The organism is Arsenicicoccus sp. UBA2120 (assembly GCF_002330965.1).
Lineage (GTDB): Bacteria > Actinomycetota > Actinomycetes > Actinomycetales > Dermatophilaceae > Arsenicicoccus > Arsenicicoccus bolidensis.
The window spans coordinates 128859-146975 of record NZ_DCYC01000073.1 but is presented as its reverse complement, the minus strand read 5'-3'; the positions used below and the strand labels follow the sequence as shown (position 1 = coordinate 146975).

Genomic DNA, 18117 nt, shown 5'->3' with positions numbered 1-18117 from the left:
CCCCCATGCGCAAGCGACTGATCCTGTGGCGGCACGGCGAGACCGCGCACAACGCCGCCGGCATCTGGCAGGGGCAGCTCGACATCGCGCTGTCCGAGACCGGGCTGGCGCAGGCGACTGCGGCCGCCCCGCACCTCGCGGCTCGTCGTCCTGACGTGATCGTCAGCTCCGACCTGCTGCGTGCCGCGGCGACCGCCGACGCGCTCGGGGGCCTGCTGGGCGTCGAGGTGCAGCGCGACGAGCGCTTCCGCGAGATCCATGCGGGGGAGTGGCAGGGCCGCTCGGGCGCCGAGGTGCGCGCGGAGTATCCCGCCGACGCCGAGCGCATGCTGACCGGCGAGGACTTCAAGCGCGGCGGGCACGGGGAGTCGGTGGCCGACGTGGCGACGCGCGCCCTGGCCGGTGCGCTCGACCTGGTGGGTCGTATGCCGCAGGACGGCCTCGCCGTGGTCGTCTCGCACGGGGTCGCCGCACGAGCCCTCGCCGCCGAGCTCGTCGGCCTTCCGCAGAAGCAGGCCTGGCTCGTCCTGGGCGGACTGCGCAACTGCCACTGGGCCGAGCTCGCGCAGATGCCCTCGGGCGCCTGGCGCATCGAGACCTGGAACCTCGGCGCCCCCGACGCCGACGAGGGCGCCTCCTGGCCGACGGAGCGCTGAGGCCGGGCGACCGGCACGGCACACGCCGATTTGGTCGCAGCGATGAACTCTGGCTAAAGTAATCCAGTCGCAGCGGGCCACGGTCCGTCACGACAACCCACGGGATCCGTCCCGTGAGGGGCTGTAGCGCAGCTGGTAGCGCACCTCCATGGCATGGAGGGGGTCAGGGGTTCGAGTCCCCTCAGCTCCACCGACGTCCGCACGACAGATGCCCCGCCTCCTCGAGGCGGGGCATTCGTCATGTCTGGGCGCGGCGCTGTCTGCAGGTATCCGGCGGAACGGGCAGGGCACGACACACGTCGGCGTCAGGCGAAGAAGCCGATGATCAGCTGGATCCAGAACCACGTGACCACGGCGAAGGCGCACGCGCCGAGCGCCAGCTGCCACCAGCGGTTGCGGAGGTCGCCCATGAAGGTGCCTCGCGACGACAGGTAGACGAGCAGGAACGCCAGAACCGGTGCCGTCAGGACCGTGAGGGACTGGGCGAGCACGATGAGCTGGACCGGCGACTTGCCGCCGAAGACGGCGGTGATGACGACGCCCCAGGTGAGGATGATCCCGGAGAAGATGCGAGCGGTCTTCGTGCTCGGCGACGCTCCACGCCCGAGCGCGTCGGAGAGCATGGTGCCGCCGGCGGTCGCGTTGGCGATCATCGCTGAGAGGGCTGCTGCGAAGTAGCCGAGCGAGAAGATCCAGGTGCCGACCGGACCCGCGACCGGTTCGAAGACCTTGGCCAGGCCACCGATGGTCGAGACCATCCCGCCGGCGCCGAGGGGGCCGTCGAACACCTTGGCGGCCACCAGGATGACGAACGCGGTCATGATGCCGGGGGCCGCGATGCCCGGGATGGTGTCGGCGATGGTGACATCGCGATACTGGGCCGGGGTGCGCCGGCGCTCCTGGGTGCCGTATGACGTGAAGAACGCGGCGTTGGCGGACAAGCACGTGCCGATCAGGGCGATGACGACCGTCATGGACCCGTCCGGGATCGTCGGTATGACGCCCTCGGCGGCCCGCCACCAGTCGGGCCTGGCGACGACCACGCTGGTCACGAACGCCAGCGCCATGAGGGCCATCGCGACGACCATGATCTTCTCCATCACGGAGTAGACGTTGCGGAACACGAGCAGCGTCGCGACGAGGATGGTGCAGATGATGGTCCACATCAGCGGGGGCCCGCCGGCCAGCATCGAGAGGGCCAGACCGGACCCCACGGCATTGCCGACGGAGAACATGAGGGTGATGACGAAGATCGCGCCACCCGCCACGTAGCCCACCCACGAACCGAGGTGCTCCTTGACGGCCGTGAGCAGGGAGACCGGGGACTGGATGCCGATGCGCACGCTCATGTCGGCGAGGCACAGCATCAGCACCGTCGAGGCGACCGCCACCCAGGTCAGTGCGTATCCGAAGCCGGAGCCTGCCTGGATCGAGGTGGTCAGGTTGCCGGGGCCGAACCCCCAGCAGCCGACCACGAAGGCCGGTCCGGCCATGGCCAGGAGGCGCCAGCGGGAGCGGCGTCCTGCGGTTGGGTGGGGGGCGTCGGACGCCCTGGCATCCATCGGGCCATCATGCGTCGACTGACGTGCGGACATGTGCAGACCTCCATTGGTCTCCGTTCCGGACGATGCCGGGGGCATCGCTCTGTCTATATGCAATCGTTCCCGGGATCGTTTGAGTTTGAGTCTGCAACTGCGCCCGTGTCAAGAGGGTGGTAGCTGGAGCGCTCCGAGGAGGCTGGAGCGATTGGGTTCGCCCGATCCCTTGACACCGCCCGGCACCGGAGCGCATGGTGGGAACGTTCCCGGGAACGTTTCTTGATCCCACTCGAAGAGGAGTTACGACATGCCGATCGACCTACGAGGACTCGTCCCCGCACCCGTCACCCCGTTCACCCGCGATGGCGACATCGACGTGGACGCCATCCACCGCCTCGGCTCGTGGCTCGGGTCCTTCGACGGGGTCAAGGGCCTCGTCGTCCTCGGCCACGCGGGCGAGGGCACCTTCTGCACGGCCGACGAGCAGGTGCAGGTGATCGAGGAGTTCGTCGCATCGACCGACGGCCGCGTGCCCGTCATCGCCGGCATCACCGCGGAGGGCACCAAGGTCGCCGTCGAGGAGTCCAAGCGCGCGGTGGCCGCCGGGGCCAAGGCCGGCCTGATCTACCCGTCCCACGGCTGGCTGCGCTTCGGCTTCCAGAAGGGCGCGCCGCAGGACCGCTACAAGGCGATCTACCAGGAGGCCGGGCTCGACTGCATCCTGTTCCAGTACCCCGACGCCACCAAGGCCACCTACGACCTCGACACGCAGCTCGAGATCGCCGGTCAGGACGGCGTCTACTGGACCAAGAACGGCGTCCGCAACATGAAGCGCTGGGACACCGAGATCCCCGCGCTGCGCGAGGCGCACCCCGACCTCACGATCCTGTCGTGCCACGACGAGTACCTGCTGCACACCATCATGGACGTCGACGGTCTGCTGGTCGGCTACGGCAACATCGCCCCCGAGCTGCTGCTCGAGCTCATCGCCGCCGGCAAGGCCCAGGACTGGCCGGCCGCGAAGGCGGCTCACGACCAGATGTTCCCCGTGACGCAGAACGTCTACCACCGCGGGTCGCACATGGAGGGCACCGTGTGCCTCAAGGAGGCGCTGGTCCACCGCGGCGTCCTCGAGCACGCCACGGTCCGCTCGCCCCTCCTGCCCCTCGCCGAGGGGGCGCACGAGGAGATCGCTGCCGCCCTCGACAAGGCGGGACTGGGCAAGGCGCAGATCCCCGCGATGGTCTGACCCGGACCATCCTGCCCAGCTTCAGACGGCCCCCGCCCTCGTCGGCGGGGGCCGTCTGCTGCGTCCGCACCTCGCATCTCGCGCCCTCCGCGCCCGTCATGAACTTCCCCATCCGCTGGGTGTCGCCCCCGGCCAGCGCGGCCCACGCGGGCACGATGGGGGAGGCTGGCAGGTGAGCGGTCGAGGACGAGGAGACATCAGTGGTGACACTCAAAGACGTGGCGCGGGCTGCGGGCGTGAGCACGTCGACGGCATCGCGGGTGCTGGACGAGCGGCTTCCCCGGTCGCAGACCGCGGCCGCCGGTCGCGTTCGTCAGGTGGCGACGGAGCTCGGCTACGTGCGCGACCCCCTGGCCTCCGCGCTGCGACGGGCGGGGACCAGCACCATCGGCGTCGTCGTTCCCCGACTCACCGACACGGTCATGGCCCTGCTGTACGAAGAGATCGCTGACGCGGCCACCGCCCGCGGGATGTTCGCGGTGGTGGCGAGCACGCACGACCAGCCGGACCGCGAACGACTCGCGGTCCAGTCGCTCCTCCGCCGCAGGGTGGACGGGATCATCCGGACGACGGCCCGCACCGACTCCCGGCTCGACGAGGCCGAGGGTCGGAGCGTGCGACAGGTGCTCGCCATCCGTGGCGACGGTGTGCTCTCGGCTGCTGTCGGTGACGACGGGCTGGGAGGTCGTCTCGCCACGCGGCACCTCGTGGACCTGGGCCATCGCCGGATCGCCCTGGTGGGCGGACCCGACTACGCGACGAGCGCCGCCGGACGCCGCCAGGGCTACCTCGACGCCCTGACGGACGCGGGGGTGGGCGTTGACGAATCCCTCATGGTGGGAGGTGGGTTCGCGGTCGAGGACGGCGAAGCGGCCGGGCTGACCCTGCTCGCCAGGCCGGACCGCCCGACCGCGATCTTCGCGGTCAACGACCACGTGGCCATCGGTGTCCTGTCGGTGGCCGCCCGACTGGGCCTGAGTGTCCCGCAGGACCTCTCGGTCGTCGGCTACAACGACATCCCGGTGGTGGCCAAGCTCCCCGTCCCGCTCACCACGGTGCGCGTGCCCTTCGCCCAGATCGCGGCGGGGGCGCTCTCGCTCCTGCTGGACAGCGACGACGTGGGCACTCGGACGCTCACCTACGCACCGACCCTGATCCCTCGCGGGTCCACGGCTTCGCCCTCCGCAGGCTGACCAGCCGGGCGCTGGTCTCCAAGAATGCTCGTCGTCGTGGACGCGCGGGCAACCAGGACCGTCCGGTACGCCGGAGGGTGTAGGCCGCCCGGGGTAGGGGCGGCCCGCAGGGGCGAGAACCTGCCCCCTGGGCACGACGCCTCGCGCGTCGTGCTCCGTGAGGGTCGAGTCATGACCACATCACTGCTGGACAGGCTCGTGACCTCACTCCACTCCCGCCCCAGGCGGTCCTTGCCGGACCGGCTCGTCGCGTCCCTCCACTCCCGTCCCAGACGGTCGCTGCTGGCCGCCCTCGTCTTCGTCGTCCTCGCCGGTGTCTTCGGGGGGCCCGTCGTCGGGTCTCTGCAGGCTGACGGCGGCTTCACGGCGTCCAGCTCTGACTCTGCCCGGGCCGTCGAGCGGATCGAGGCGGCGACCGGCCGGAGCCCGTCACCGGGCGTCGTGCTCGTCGTCGACACCCCTGCGGGCTCACCCGCCACAGCGGTCGGCACCCAGGTCGCCGCGCTCGCCGCCATCGACGGCATTGCCGCTGCCGCTCCCGCGGGCAGGGCCGAGGACGGCAGCTCGGCGCTGGTCGTGGGCACGCTAGACGCCGACGCGGACAAGCGCGACGTCGCGACGGCCGTGATCGCGGCGTTCGACGGATCCCAGGACGTCACGGTGGGCGGCCAGGCCGTCGCCAGCACCCAGCTCGGGCAAGAGGTCGGCAAGGACCTCAGCCGGGCCGAGCTGCTCGCCTTCCCCGTGCTGGCGCTGCTGTCCATCCTGATCTTCGGCGGCAGGGCCGCGATCCTCCCGCTGGCCGTCGGCATCGCGACGATCGCGGGGACCTTCCTCGCCCTCGCGGGCATCAACCAGGTGTACGGCCTGAGCGTCTTCGCCCTGAACCTCGTCATCGGGCTCGGTCTCGGGCTGGCCGTCGACTACACCCTGTTCCTCCTCAGCCGCTACCGCGAGGAGCTGGAGCGACAGGGCCCCACCGCCGAGGCGCTGATGACCACCATGCGCACCGCAGGCCGGACCGTCGTGTTCTCCGCCGTCACCGTTGCCGTGGCCCTGGCCACCCTCATCGTGTTTCCCGTCGGGTTCCTGAAGTCGATGGGCATCGCGGGCGCCGTGGTGGCCATGGTCTCCGGGGCGATGGCGCTGCTGATCACCCCCGCGGTGATCGGGCTGTGGGGCGGCAAGCTGGCCCGGCGGCGCAGGTCGCACGGCAGGGGCGAGGGGCGTTGGTATCGCTTCGCGCACGCCGTCATGAGGCGGCCCGGTCTCATCGCGCTCGCCACCGCGGCCGTGATGGCCGTGCTCGCGGTCCCGGCGCTCGGCGCTGTGTGGACACCGGTCGACGGCACCGTGGTGCCGAGGCACGTCAGCGCTCGGGTCGTCACCGACACCCTCGCCACGAGCTATGGCGGCGCCGGGGGATCCCCGGTCACGGTCGCCGTCAGCAGCTCCGACGCCGGCGCCGTCTCTGCGCTGGCGCAGCGGGCCTCGGACCTGCCCGGGCTCGTCGGACCGGCTGAGGTGCGGGACCTGGGCAGCGACACCTGGCAGGTCGACCTGCGCGCCACCGGCGACCCTGCGGGCGAGACGGCACGACGTCTGGTCGAGGACATCCGGGCGGCAGCGGCCGACAGCGGCACCGACGCGTTGGTGGCGGGCCCGGCGGCTGAGTTCGTCGACCAGCAGTCGGCGATCGCCGGAGCTCTGCCGGCCGCCGCAGCCCTGCTGGTGGTGCTGACCGTGCTGGTGCTGTGGCTGATGACCGGATCGGTCGTCCTGCCCCTGATGGCGGTCGTGATGAATGCCCTGACCGTCGGGGTGGCGCTCGGCGCCATCACCTTCGTCTACCAGGCGGGAAGGCTGACGGACCTGCTCGGCTACACCCCGAACGGGGGCGTCGAACCGGCCAACTTCCTCGTGGCTGCAGCCCTCGTGTTCGCGTTGTCCACCGACTACGGGGTCTTCCTCTTCGGTCGGATCCGCGAGGCGCGCGATGCCGGCTCCGCCGACAAGGAGGCGGTCGCTCAGGGGCTCGGGCGGACGGGGAGCGTGGTGACGGCCGCGGCCATCCTGCTGGCCGTCGCGATCGGGGCGTTCAGCACCAGCTCCATCTCCTTCATGCAGCAGATCGGGATCGCCACGGCCATGGGTGTCCTGCTGGACGCCTTCGTCGTCCGCTCCTTCCTCGTCCCCGCCCTGATGGGGGTGATGGGCAAGTGGACCTGGTGGGCGCCCATGGGGTTGCGGAGGCTGCACGACCGGATCGGCCTCGCCGAGTAGCCATCGCCCGCAGGCCCCCGCCCCGCGAATACTCCCCAGGGAGGACGCGGGGCGGGGGCCTGCGGGTCTAGCGTCAGAGGGTGACCTGGTTGCGCGATCGTCCCGTCGTCGTCGACGTGGTGCTCGTCATCGTCTCCGTGGTGGCGATGGGCGTCGAGGCGCAGGTGCTCGACACGGCCCGCCCCAGCGGGATCGGGGCTGTCGCAACGGTGCTCGCGGCGCTGCCGCTGCTGGTGCGGCGGCCGTTGCCGCTCGTGGCGCTGGGGCTCGCCCTCGTGGGGGTCGTCGGGGTGCTGTCGACCACCAAGACCTACAACTCGGTGGTCATCCCCGCGGTCATCTGCACCTACGAGGTCGCGTCCCGTCGTGGCCGGCGCACGGCGGTGCTGGCCGGGGCCGTCGCCCTGCCCGCGGTGCTGCTGATCCTGCAGACCTTCAGCCCGCACTCGGTGCTCGAATGGGACACGGCCAAGAACCTGGGCCTGGTGGCCCTGCCGCTGGCTCTCGGTGTCGCCGCCCACGACCGCCGTCGTTACACGGCGGTCCTGCTGGACCGGGTCGCGATCGCCGAGCGGTCGCGGGAGGAGGAGGCCCGGCGCCGCGTGGGGGAGGAGCGGCTCCGGATCGCCCGCGACGTCCATGACGTCGTCGCCCACGCCATGGTGGCCATCAACGTGCAGGCGGGGGTGGGTGCCCACCTGCTGGAGCGTGACCCGGGTCGGGCGCGCGCCACGTTGCGCGACATCAAGAAGGTCAGCGGGGACGCCCTGGCCGACCTGCGTTCCATGCTGGGCACCCTGCGGGACGACGACGGGTCCGCCGGCGCCCCGCTGGCCCCCGTCCTGGGACTGCCGGACCTCGACGACCTCTATGGCAGCGTCACGTCGGCGGGGGTCGAGCTGGACGCCCAGATCGATCCTGAGGTCGGCTGGCTGCCGGTCCCGGTCCGCGCCACCGGCTACCGCATCGTCCAGGAGGCCATCACGAACGTGATGCGCCACGCCGGTCCTACCACCGCGCGGGTGCGCATCACCCGGGTCGAGGACGGCGTGCTGATCCTCGTCGAGGACGACGGGCGCAGGCCGGGGGACCACGCCTCCGTGCAGGGCGCGGGCCTCGGGGTGCGGGGGATGCGCGAGCGGGCCGCCGCCGTCGGCGGTTCGCTCGAGGCGGGTCCCCGGCCCGGTGGAGGGTGGCGGGTGCTGGCTCGTCTGCCCACGGACGGCAGCGGGGACCGCGACCTGTCCCCGCGCGCGGTCACCGGTGCCGGCGGGCGGTGGGCGCCATGATCCGGGTCCTGATCGCCGACGACCAGGCGCTCGTGCGGGCCGGGTTCCGGGCGTTGCTGGAGTCCGAGGCGGACGTGCAGGTCGTCGGCGAGGCCGCGGACGGCGCCGAGGCGGTGCGGACGGCGCTGCTGACCAGGCCCGACGTGGTGCTGATGGACGTGCGTATGCCGATCCTGGACGGCCTGGGGGCCACCCGCAGGATCACCGGCGACCAGCGTCTGGCGGCCACCAAGGTCGTGGTCCTGACGACCTTCGAGCTGGACGAGTACTTCTTCGGCACGCTGCGGGCGGGCGCCTCCGGCTTCCTGCTCAAGGACATCGAGCCGACCTCGCTGATCGAGGCGGTCCATCTGGTGCACGACGGTCAGGCGCTGCTCGCCCCTCAGGTGACCAAGCGACTGATCGCCGCGTTCGTGGAGGGAGAGACCCGCGCGGCAGACCGGCCCGCCACCCCCGCGGCGACGGCCGAACCCGACGGTCGGCTGGATTCGCTGACCCCGCGCGAGCGCGAGATCCTGGCGCTGGTGGGGCGGGGGATGTCCAACACCGAGATCGCCACGCACCTGGTCCTGTCGCCCCTGACCGCCAAGACCCACGTCTCCCGGCTCTTCCTCAAGCTGGGCGCCCGAGATCGCGCGCAGCTCGTCGTCACGGCCTTCGAGACCGGTCTGGTCGCGGTGGGATGAAGAGCAGTCCAGCGGCTTCAGCGCGGGCGTGTCCGAGGTGGGCTTGACGAGGTCAGCAGAGATGCGCCCAGCCCCCGGTAGGCGGAAGCCGATCGATGGGCGAGAGGGATGCTCGACCGTGACGGCCAGGGACGCCGTCCCTTTGTATGTCTGAGCGCTTCGCGGTCGGGCGGGACGACGCATCCGTGTCGGGAGCCATCGCCTCCTCTACACCGTCGAGGATGACCGACTGCTCGTCGTCGTCGTGACGCCGGTGCATCGTCGGGACGTGCACGACCCGCTGAGGACGGTCTGGACGACGTCCGTCAGGCCCCGAGCAGGTGGGTCAGGACCCGGACGACGCCGTCCTCGGTGTTGCGGGGCGCGAGATAGGCGGCGCTCTCGATCAGGTCGGGGTGGGCGTTGGCCATCGCGAACGACCAGGTGGCGGTGTCCAGCATCTGCAGGTCGTTGAGGTAGTCGCCGAGCACGACCGTCTGCGCGGACGTCACGCCCAGCCGCGACTGCAGCGCCCGCACCCCGTGGCCCTTGTGGACCCCCGGGGCCATGATGTCGATCCAGTGCTGGCCGGACAGGACGACCTGTTGGGTGCGCGCGACCTCGCCGAAGATCGCGTCCACGTGACGCTCCGCGTCCTCGAAGTCGTAGACAGCGAGCTTGAGCACGTCGTCCTCGACGGCGTGCAGGTCCCCGACGACCTCCAGCCTGGCGTAGTACTTCTCGCACTCGGCCAGGAAGGCCGGGTCGTTGCGCTCGACGTAGGCGCTGCGCACGCCGCACACCACGAGCCCCAGGTCGTGCTCGCGGGCGGCGACGCGCACCGTGTCGACCACCTCGCGCGTGATGTCCGCCGAGACGGTGGTCGTCGAGACGACCTCGTCGTCGTGGACCACGAGCATGCCGTTCTCGGCGATGTAGGACAGCCCCTGCGGTGCGCGCTCGAACACCCGCTGCAGGGTCGCCAGCTGGCGCCCGCTGGCGGGCACGAACGTGATCCCGCGCTCACCCATCAGTGACAGCAGCCCCCAGAAGCCCGCGGGCACGGCGCCGGACTCGTCCAGCAGCGTCCCGTCCATGTCGGCGACCACGAGTCGCACGTCGTGCGGGCCGGGGGCGATCGTGGTCCAGGGGCGGGCAGGCATGGGGCACCTCTCGTGGGCGACGGCGGGGAGGACTCGATCGTATGGCGCCGCGCCGCCGTCACGCGCCGCCCGGTCACGGGGCGGCCATCGGTCGCGGGCGGTTCGGCATACGGCCTGGTCGTCGAGCCCGGGATAACCCTGCGGTAGCCTGGTGAGGTGGCCCACCAGCAGCTCCTTGTCGGGCCGCGCTGAGCACGTCGGACATCAGCGCGGCTGCCCCTCTGCGTGAGGGGCGTTCGTGTGTCTGGAGGCATGCGAGTCCGCAGCAGCAGCGAGCCACACCGAGGACCCAGGGAGACAGACGATGACGGACACGGCCACCGAGACGCGCGACGAGCACCCCTACCGCTACACCGCCGCGCTGGCCGGGCAGATCGAGACCAGCTGGCAGGACCGCTGGGAGCAGCAGGGCACCTACCACGCGCCCACCCCCGCCGGCCCGTGGGCCGAGCCGGACAACCCGCTGACCCAGGCGCAGAAGCTCCTGGTCCTCGACATGTTCCCCTACCCGAGCGGCGCCGGCCTGCACGTCGGGCACCCGCTGGGCTACATCGCGACCGACGTCTACGCGCGCTACCACCGCATGACCGGCAAGAACGTCCTGCACTGTCTCGGCTACGACGCGTTCGGCCTGCCGGCGGAGCAGTACGCGGTCCAGACCGGTCAGCACCCGCGCACGACCACCGAGGACAACATCGTGATCATGGCGCGCCAGCTGCGCCGCCTCGGCCTCGGCCACGACGACCGGCGTGCGATCCGCACCATCGACCCGGACTACTACCGCTGGACCCAGTGGATCTTCCTGCAGATCTTCAACAGCTGGTATGACGAGAGCGCCCCCCGCCCCGACGGGGGACTCGGTCGCGCGCGGCCGATCGCCGAGCTGGTCACGCAGCTGGCCGACGGCTCTCGCGCGCTCACGGGGGAGTGGGCCGGTCGCAGCTGGAGCGACCTCAGCGCCACCGAGCAGGCCACCGTCATCGACGGCCACCGCCTGGCCTACGCCGACGAGGCTCCGGTCAACTGGGCGCCCGGCCTCGGCACGGTCCTCTCCAACGAGGAGGTCACCAACGACGGCCGCTCCGAGCGCGGCAACTTCCCCGTCTTCCGCAAGGCCCTGCGCCAGTGGAAGATGCGGATCACGGCCTACGCCGACCGCCTCGCCGACGACCTCGACCGCGTGGACTGGCCGGACAAGGTCAAGACCATGCAGCGCAACTGGATCGGCCGCTCGCACGGCGCCCGCGTGACCTTCACCGGGCCGGCCGGGGAGCCGATCGACGTGTTCACCACGCGTCCCGACACGCTCTTCGGGGCGACCTTCATGGTGCTCGCGCCGGAGCACCCGCTCGTCGACGAGCTGGTCACCGACGCCTGGCCGAGCGACATCCCGATGCACTGGACCGGTGGCGCCGACACCCCCAGCGAGGCGGTCGCGGCATACCAGCTCGCGGCCTCCCGCAAGAGCGACGTCGAGCGCCAGATAGAGGACAAGACCAAGACGGGCGTGTTCACCGGCGCCTACGCGACCAACCCGGTCGACGGCCGCGAGGTCCCGGTGTTCATCGCCGACTACGTCCTCATGGGCTACGGCACGGGGGCGATCATGGCCGTCCCGGCGCACGACGCCCGCGACTTCGAGTTCGCCACGGAGTTCATGATCCCGATCCTGGACGTCGTTGCGCCGCAGGGAGACTCGTCGTGGCCCGGGTCGGTCAACAGCGGCGAGGCGTATGTCGCACCCGGGGTCGCCGTCAACTCCCGCAACGACGAGGTGTCGCTGGACGGCATGGCGCTCGACGAGGCCAGGGCCACGATGATCGAGTGGCTGGAGCGCACCGGCCGGGGTCAGGGCACCGTGACCTACCGCCTGCGCGACTGGCTGTTCAGCCGGCAGCGCTACTGGGGCGAGCCGTTCCCGATCGTCTTCGACGAGGACGGGGTCGCGCACGCGCTGCCCGAGTCGATGCTGCCGCTGGAGCTGCCCGAGATCCCGGACTACGCGCCCAAGACCTTCGACCCCGACGACGACTCGTCCGAGCCGGAGCCGCCGCTGTCCCGCGCCGGCGACTGGGTCGAGGTCGAGCTGGACCTCGGTGACGGACGCGGCGTGCAGCGCTACCGCCGCGAGACCAACACCATGCCCAACTGGGCGGGGTCGTGCTGGTACTTCCTGCGCTACCTCGACCCCGCCAACGGGACGGCCCTGGTGGACCCGGAGGTCGAGCGCTACTGGATGGGCCCGCAGACCACGACGGTCGCCGGGGCTCCGGCCGGGGCGACCGACCCCGGTGGCGTGGACCTCTACGTCGGCGGCGTCGAGCACGCCGTGCTGCACCTGCTCTACGCCCGGTTCTGGGTCAAGGTGCTGCACGACCTCGGCCACCTGACCTCCGAGGAGCCCTTCCGCACGTACTTCTCCCAGGGCTACATCCAGGCCGCCGCCTACCGCGACGACCGGGGTCAGCCGGTCCCCGCCGCCGAGGTCGAGGAGAGCGCCGACGGCGTCTTCACCTGGCAGGGCTCGGTCGTGCACCGTGAGTTCGGCAAGATCGGCAAGTCGCTCAAGAACGTCGTGTCCCCGGACGAGATGTACGACGAGTACGGCGCCGACACCTTCCGCGTCTACGAGATGGCCATGGGTCCGCTCGAGCTGAGCAAGCCGTGGGAGACGCGCGCCGTCGTCGGGTCGCAGCGCTTCCTGCAGCGGCTGTGGCGCAACGTGGTCGACGAGCAGACGGGCGAGGTGCGGGTCGGCGACGACGCGATGGACGACGCCACCAGCCGCCTGCTGCACAAGACGATCGACCAGGTCGCCCGCGACTACGACGGGCTGCGGTTCAACACCGCCATCGCCCGGCTCATCGAGCTCAACAACGCGCTGACCAAGCTGCCGGTCGTGCCGCGCGCCGCCGCCGAGGCGCTGGTCCTCATGGTGGCGCCGGTCGCGCCGCACATCGCCGAGGAGCTGTGGTCCCGCCTGGGTCACGAGTCCTCGGTGGTGCACGAGCCGTTCCCCGCCGCCGACCCCGCGCTCCTGGTCGACGACACCGTCACGTGCGTCGTGCAGGTCCTCGGCAAGGTGCGCGACCGCCTCGAGGTGGCCGCCGACATCAGCGACGCGGACCTGGAGGCCGCGGCCCTCGCCAGCGAGCGCATCCAGGGGCTGCTCGAGGGCAAGACGATCCGCAAGGTCATCGTGCGCGCGCCCAAGCTGGTCAACATCGTCGCCGGCTGATCGATGACGACCCTGTTCCCCTCCGTCGGGCTGGTCACCGACTCGACGGGCTACCTGCCCGCCGAGTCGGTGTCCCGCCACGGCATCGACGTCGTGCCGCTCGTGCTCGTCGCCGACGGGGAGCAGCGCATCGAGGGCGAGCTGCCGCAGGACCAGGTCCCCGGCATCCTGCGCCGCGCCAAGAAGCTCGGCACCTCGCGCCCCTCGCCCGCCGACTTCCTGCTGGCCTATCGCCGGGCCGCCGAGCGAGGCTGCGAGGAGGTCCTGTCCGTCCACCTGTCCTCGGAGCTGTCCGGCACGGTCGAGGCCGCGGTCCTCGCCGCGACCCGCTCGCCGATCCCGGTCGAGGTCGTGGACTCCCGCTCCATCGGTATGGCGATGGGCTTCGGCGTGCTCACCGCCGCCGCGATGGTCGAGGACGGGGCGTCCGCCGCCGAGGCCGGGGCCGCCGCACGGCGCCGGGCCGAGGACGCGACCCTGACCTTCTGCGTCGAGTCGTTGGACTACCTGCGCAAGGGCGGCCGCATCGGGGGGGCCGCCGCGTTCTTCGGCACCGCCCTGGCGATCAAGCCGCTGCTCGGCATCGACGACGGCCACATCGAGCCGGTCGCCAAGGTCCGCACGTCGACGCGCGCGGTCAAGGAGATGGTCGACCGGTCCGTCGCCGCGGCCGAGGCGTGCGGCGAGGCCGGCTGCGACATCGCCGTCCACCAGCTCGACGCCGAGCTGCGCGCCGACGAGGTGGTCGAGGCGCTGCGCGTCCGCTGCCCCGAGGGAACCCCCATCGACGTGTATCCCCTCGGTCCCGTGGCCGCCTGCCACGTCGGACCCGGCACGACCGCGGTCGTCGTCTCCCCGCGCCCCTAGGGTGTGCACACGGATACACATCGGGAGGTGGGCATGGCGACGCGGCACGGGGTCACGGTGGGGTGGTTCATCCCGACCCCCATGGACCGTGACGTCCAGGTGGCCTCCCTCCGGTCTGCCGCATCGGCGCTCGAGGTGGTGCTGAGCGACGGCGGCGTGGTCGTCGATGACCTGGTCGCCGAGCTCGCAGCGGCCCGCCCCGCTCGGTGAGCATCCCTGCCCGATCGTCGGGATCGGTTGGTCAGCCGAGCTCTCGCTCGAGATGCTCATCGACGACGTGGCGGAACCCGTCTGTTCACCGACTTGTCCACACCCTGACGCGACGCGGGGACGACTGTCCACAGGCGCGGCGCGTGCCCTGCCAGGCCCGGGCGCGCGGACCTAGCGTCGCGCTCATGGCACGTCGACCACCACCACCGGACCTGGAGCGGCTCGCGCGGATCACCGCGACCGAGACGCGCGAGGGCGACCCCTCGTGGCGGATGGAGCTGCCCCGATCGGGAGCGGTCGAGTCGCTGGACGACCTGCCCGACAACGTCGTGGAGCGCGTCTATGGCCCGGACGCGCTGGAGCGTCGTGGGCGGCTGTCGCCGTCCCCGCCCGAGGGCTCCGGGCGGCATCGTCCACCGGCGCCAGCAGTCGTGTCGCTGCCGACCCGGTTGGTCGGCGCCACCTGGCAGCCCCGCTGGACCGCGGTGCTCGCCCTGCTCCTGGTGCTGGTGCTCGCGGGCGTCGCCTTCGGCGTCCGCGTGGCCATGGCGCGCAGCCAGGGGGAGCCTGAGCCGGTCCCCTCGGCGGCTGCCGACCGCGAGGCGGGCGACGGGGTCAAGCGTGGCGGATCGAGCGTGGCGGCCGCGTCTCCGGGTCGGGGCGGTGGGACCGGCCCCGCATCCGCGACGCCCTCCCCGGCGTCGACCGGGGTGATCGTGGACGTCGGCGGTCAGGTGCGGCGCCACGGCGTGGTCCGACTCGCTCCTGGGGCCCGGGTGGTGGACGCGCTCGCGGCCGCGGGTGGGGCCTTGCCCGGGGCCGACCTCGGGGGCCTCAACCAGGCTCGGGTCCTCGTCGACGGCGAGCAGGTCTACGTGCCGCGCCCCGGTGAGAAGGCGCCGGTCCAGTCCGGGTCGCCAGGCGGGGTGTCGCCCCCGGGAGGTACGTCGCCCAGCGGTGGCGGTGCGGCGGGGACCGCGGCCCCGGGTGCCCCGGTCGACCTCAACACGGCGACCGTGGAGCAGCTGGACACCCTGCCCGGCGTCGGTCCGGCGATCGCGGGTCGCATCATGGAGTGGCGCACGCAGCACGGGCGGTTCAGCAGCATCGACGAGCTCGGCGAGGTCCAGGGGATCGGGCCCAAGCTGCTCGAGCGACTCCGGGCCCAGGTGCGCGTATGACGACCCCCGGCTCTCCCGATCCCCCCGAGGCGTCCGGCCCCGGTGGAGCGGGGGCGCACGATCGACGGGGCGCTCGCGGCTCCGGCGCGGAGGAGGTGTCCGGGACACGGGAGCTTCAGGCCGCCCGCCGCCGCGAGCGCCAGGACCAGGCCCGACGACTGCTCGGGCTCGGGCAGTCGTCGGGGCAGCGCGAGACGACCGTCGCGGTGGCTCGACGACATCCGCCCGCAGACGCCCTCGGACGTGCGCCTCCTCCTGCCGGCCTGCGTCGCGTGGGCCCTGACCGCGACCCTGCTGGACCGCCCGACCTGGCTCCTGGGGCTGGTCGCCTCCACTGGCGTCGTGCTGACCGTGGCGTCGGCCCGGTGGTCGGTGCGTCGGGCACGTCCTGGTCGACGGTCCGGTCGGTCGTGGGTGCCCGTCGTCGGGATCACCGGGGTGGTGATCGCCCTGACGCTGACGGCGCTCGTGGGGCACCGGGGGCTGCGCGGTGCGGGCACGATGGACGAGCTGGCGGCGCAGCGCGCGAGCGTCCGCCTCACCGCAGAGGTGGTGTCCGACCCGCGGGTGGTGGGCGGTGGGGCCGAGCGAGCGCCCGCGACGATGGTGCGGTTGCGGGTGCTCACCGTGCAGGGCCGCGGCTCGGTCAGTCGGGTCTCCGCGCCGATCCTCGTCTTCGGAGACGAGCGCTGGACCCAGGTGCGGTGGGGCCAGCGGCTCGAGCTGGCCGGCAGGCTCAAGCCCGGTGAGCCGGGCGGCGACGTCGTCGCCTCCGTCACGGTCCGCGGCCCGCCACGCGTGGTCGGTCAGCCGGACCCGGTGCTCGCCGGAGCCGAGCACGTGCGCGTCGCCCTCCGTGCCGCGGTCGACGGGGTGCCGGAGGACGCAGCAGGGCTGGTGCCGGGACTCGTCATCGGGGACACGAGCCTGACGCCGACGGACCTCACGGCCGACATGACCGAGGTGCAGATGAGCCACCTCAGTGCGGTGTCCGGGTCCAACGTCAGCATCGTCCTGGCTGCGCTGATCGGCCTGTGCTCCCTGCTCGGTCTGCCGCGCCGCCTGCGGCCCGTGGTGGCGCTGATCGGGCTGGCCGGCTTCGTCGTGCTGGCCCGCCCCGAGCCCAACGTCATCCGGGCCGCCGTGATGGGGGCCGTGGGCCTGCTCGGCGTCTCCACCTCGCGGCGCCGGTCGGCCCTGCCCGCGCTCGGCGCCGCGATCGTCGTGCTGCTCTGCTACGACCCGTGGCTCGCGCGGTCCTACGGCTTTGCGCTGTCCTCGCTCGCGACGCTCGGGCTGCTGCTGTTCGCGACGCCGTGGGGCGAGCGCATCGGCAGGGTGCTGCCGCACCGGATCCGTTCGTGGGGGCCGGCGCTCGCGATCCCGGTCGCCGCGCAGGTGGCCTGCGGACCCGTGACGATCATGCTCCAACCGTCGGTGAGCCTGGTCGGGGTCCCCGCCAACCTCGCGGCGGCTCCCTTCGTGGGACCGACCACCGTGCTCGGGATCGTCACGGCGGCGGTCGCCGTCGTGAGCGTGCCGGTGGCTCACCTGGTCGCGTGGGCGGCCGCCGTGCCGGCCTGGCTCATCGCCCGCGTGGCGCGTGTGGCGGCTGACGTGCCCTACGGCGCGATGCCCTGGCCCGACGGAGGACGCGGTGCCCTGCTGCTCGCCATGCTCACCCTGGTCCTCGTGGTCAGCGGCCCGCGCCTGGCGTGGTGGACCCGGGCCCGCCCCCTGGCGGCGCTCGCGGTCGTGGTCCTCGCCCTCTCCCTCGTCGTGCCCGTCGGCTCGGCCGCGTGGCCGGTGGCCGGGTGGCGGATCGTGGTCTGCGACGTCGGTCAGGGCGACGGGATCGCCCTGTCGTCCGGACCCGGGCGAGCGGTCGTCGTCGACGTCGGGCCGGCCGACCCCGGCATACGACCCTGTCTGTCCCGCCTGGGGATCGACCGGATCGACGCCGTCGTCCTGTCCCACTTCCACGACGACCACGTCGGTGGGCTCGAGGAGGTGCTGGACGGCTGGCCGGTGGGCGCCGTGCTGGTCACCGCCACGCGCGACCCCGCCGCGCAGGCCACCAGGGTCGACCGGCTCTCGTCCGACCATCACCTGCGACCGCAGACCCTGGTGGCGGGGGACCGGCTGGCCTACGGCGAGGTGAGCGCCGAGGTCGTCGCCCCGACGCGGGAGATCCGCGACGGGTCGGTGCCCAACAACGCGAGCCTGGTGCTGCTCGCCGACGTGGGCGGCACCACCGCGCTGCTGACCGGCGACGCCGAGCCCGAGCTCGCGGCCGACGCGCGAACGACGCTGTCCCGCTTGGCCGTCCACCCGCAGGTCGACGTCCTCAAGGTCGCCCACCACGGGTCGGCCAAGCAGGACCCCCACCTGCTCGCCGACCTCGACGCCCCGTTGGCGCTGATCAGCGTGGGGCTCGACAACGACTACGGCCAGCCGGCGGCATCCGCGCTGACCACGCTGCAGCGCAACGGGTTTCACATCGAGCGCACGGACGAGTCCGGTGATCTCGCCGTGCTCGGCCACGGCGCCGAGCTGCGGGTCGCCCGTCGGGGCCGGTGACCTGG

General features: G+C 72.4%; 13 protein-coding genes and 1 tRNA gene. 12 read left to right on the top strand and 2 right to left on the bottom strand.

Features of this window, described 5'->3' with window-relative positions:
• The first annotated feature begins 5 nt into the window (after positions 1-5).
• Positions 6-656 (top strand): histidine phosphatase family protein, encoded by a 651-nt coding sequence (locus B2P18_RS11960; protein ID WP_286959923.1) that lies wholly within the window; start codon positions 6-8, stop codon positions 654-656.
• Between the two features lie 117 nt (positions 657-773).
• Positions 774-846: transfer RNA gene (locus B2P18_RS11955), tRNA-Ala, on the top strand.
• A 115-nt stretch (positions 847-961) separates the two neighbouring features.
• Here the strand turns inward: B2P18_RS11955 and B2P18_RS11950 are convergent.
• On the bottom strand, positions 962-2218 hold the full coding sequence (locus B2P18_RS11950; RefSeq protein ID WP_286959906.1) for an Nramp family divalent metal transporter: 1257 nt from the start codon (positions 2216-2218) through the stop codon (positions 962-964).
• A 283-nt stretch (positions 2219-2501) separates the two neighbouring features.
• Here B2P18_RS11950 and B2P18_RS11945 point away from each other — a divergent pair, with 283 nt between their 5' ends.
• The 5 genes from B2P18_RS11945 to B2P18_RS11925 all read left to right on the top strand — a co-directional run bounded on the left by B2P18_RS11945 (position 2502) and on the right by B2P18_RS11925 (position 8894).
• On the top strand, positions 2502-3443 hold the full coding sequence (locus B2P18_RS11945; protein WP_029211704.1) for a dihydrodipicolinate synthase family protein: 942 nt from the start codon (positions 2502-2504) through the stop codon (positions 3441-3443).
• 200 nt (positions 3444-3643) lie between these two features.
• Entirely contained in the window at positions 3644-4636 is a 993-nt protein-coding gene (locus B2P18_RS11940; protein WP_029211703.1) for a LacI family DNA-binding transcriptional regulator, read from the top strand.
• Positions 4637-4834: 198 nt separating this feature from the next.
• The gene (locus B2P18_RS11935) at positions 4835-6919 is read left to right on the top strand and encodes an MMPL family transporter (RefSeq protein WP_286959890.1); all 2085 of its coding nucleotides are present in this window, start codon (positions 4835-4837) and stop codon (positions 6917-6919) included.
• A gap of 80 nt (positions 6920-6999) precedes the next feature.
• On the top strand, positions 7000-8208 hold the full coding sequence (locus B2P18_RS11930; protein WP_286959887.1) for a sensor histidine kinase: 1209 nt from the start codon (positions 7000-7002) through the stop codon (positions 8206-8208).
• Positions 8205-8894 (top strand): response regulator transcription factor, encoded by a 690-nt coding sequence (locus tag B2P18_RS11925; RefSeq protein WP_286959883.1) that lies wholly within the window; start codon positions 8205-8207, stop codon positions 8892-8894. Before B2P18_RS11930 ends, B2P18_RS11925 begins: the two co-directional genes overlap by 4 nt.
• Positions 8895-9199: 305 nt before the next feature.
• On the opposite strand, the gene B2P18_RS11920 is transcribed toward B2P18_RS11925, so the two are convergent.
• Positions 9200-10036 carry a Cof-type HAD-IIB family hydrolase gene (locus tag B2P18_RS11920; protein ID WP_286959882.1) on the bottom strand — a complete coding sequence of 279 codons (837 nt, stop codon included), beginning with the start codon at positions 10034-10036 and terminating at the stop codon, positions 9200-9202.
• 304 nt (positions 10037-10340) lie between these two features.
• Here B2P18_RS11920 and leuS point away from each other — a divergent pair, with 304 nt between their 5' ends.
• The 5 genes from leuS (at position 10341) to B2P18_RS11895 (ending at position 18112) form a co-directional block, all read left to right on the top strand.
• Positions 10341-13274, top strand: coding sequence for a leucine--tRNA ligase (gene leuS / locus B2P18_RS11915; protein ID WP_286959881.1), 2934 nt, complete (start codon positions 10341-10343; stop codon positions 13272-13274).
• A gap of 3 nt (positions 13275-13277) precedes the next feature.
• Positions 13278-14141, top strand: coding sequence for a DegV family protein (locus tag B2P18_RS11910; protein WP_286959878.1), 864 nt, complete (start codon positions 13278-13280; stop codon positions 14139-14141).
• A 33-nt stretch (positions 14142-14174) separates the two neighbouring features.
• Positions 14175-14351, top strand: a complete 177-nt coding sequence (locus B2P18_RS11905) for a hypothetical protein (RefSeq protein WP_156911339.1) — start codon at positions 14175-14177, stop codon at positions 14349-14351.
• A gap of 185 nt (positions 14352-14536) precedes the next feature.
• Positions 14537-15532, top strand: a complete 996-nt coding sequence (locus B2P18_RS11900; RefSeq protein WP_286959871.1) for a helix-hairpin-helix domain-containing protein — start codon at positions 14537-14539, stop codon at positions 15530-15532.
• Positions 15533-15775: 243 nt separating this feature from the next.
• A complete protein-coding gene (locus B2P18_RS11895) occupies positions 15776-18112 on the top strand; it encodes a ComEC/Rec2 family competence protein (RefSeq protein ID WP_286959864.1) in 2337 nt (778 codons plus the stop codon).
• The last annotated feature ends 5 nt before the right edge of the window (positions 18113-18117 follow it).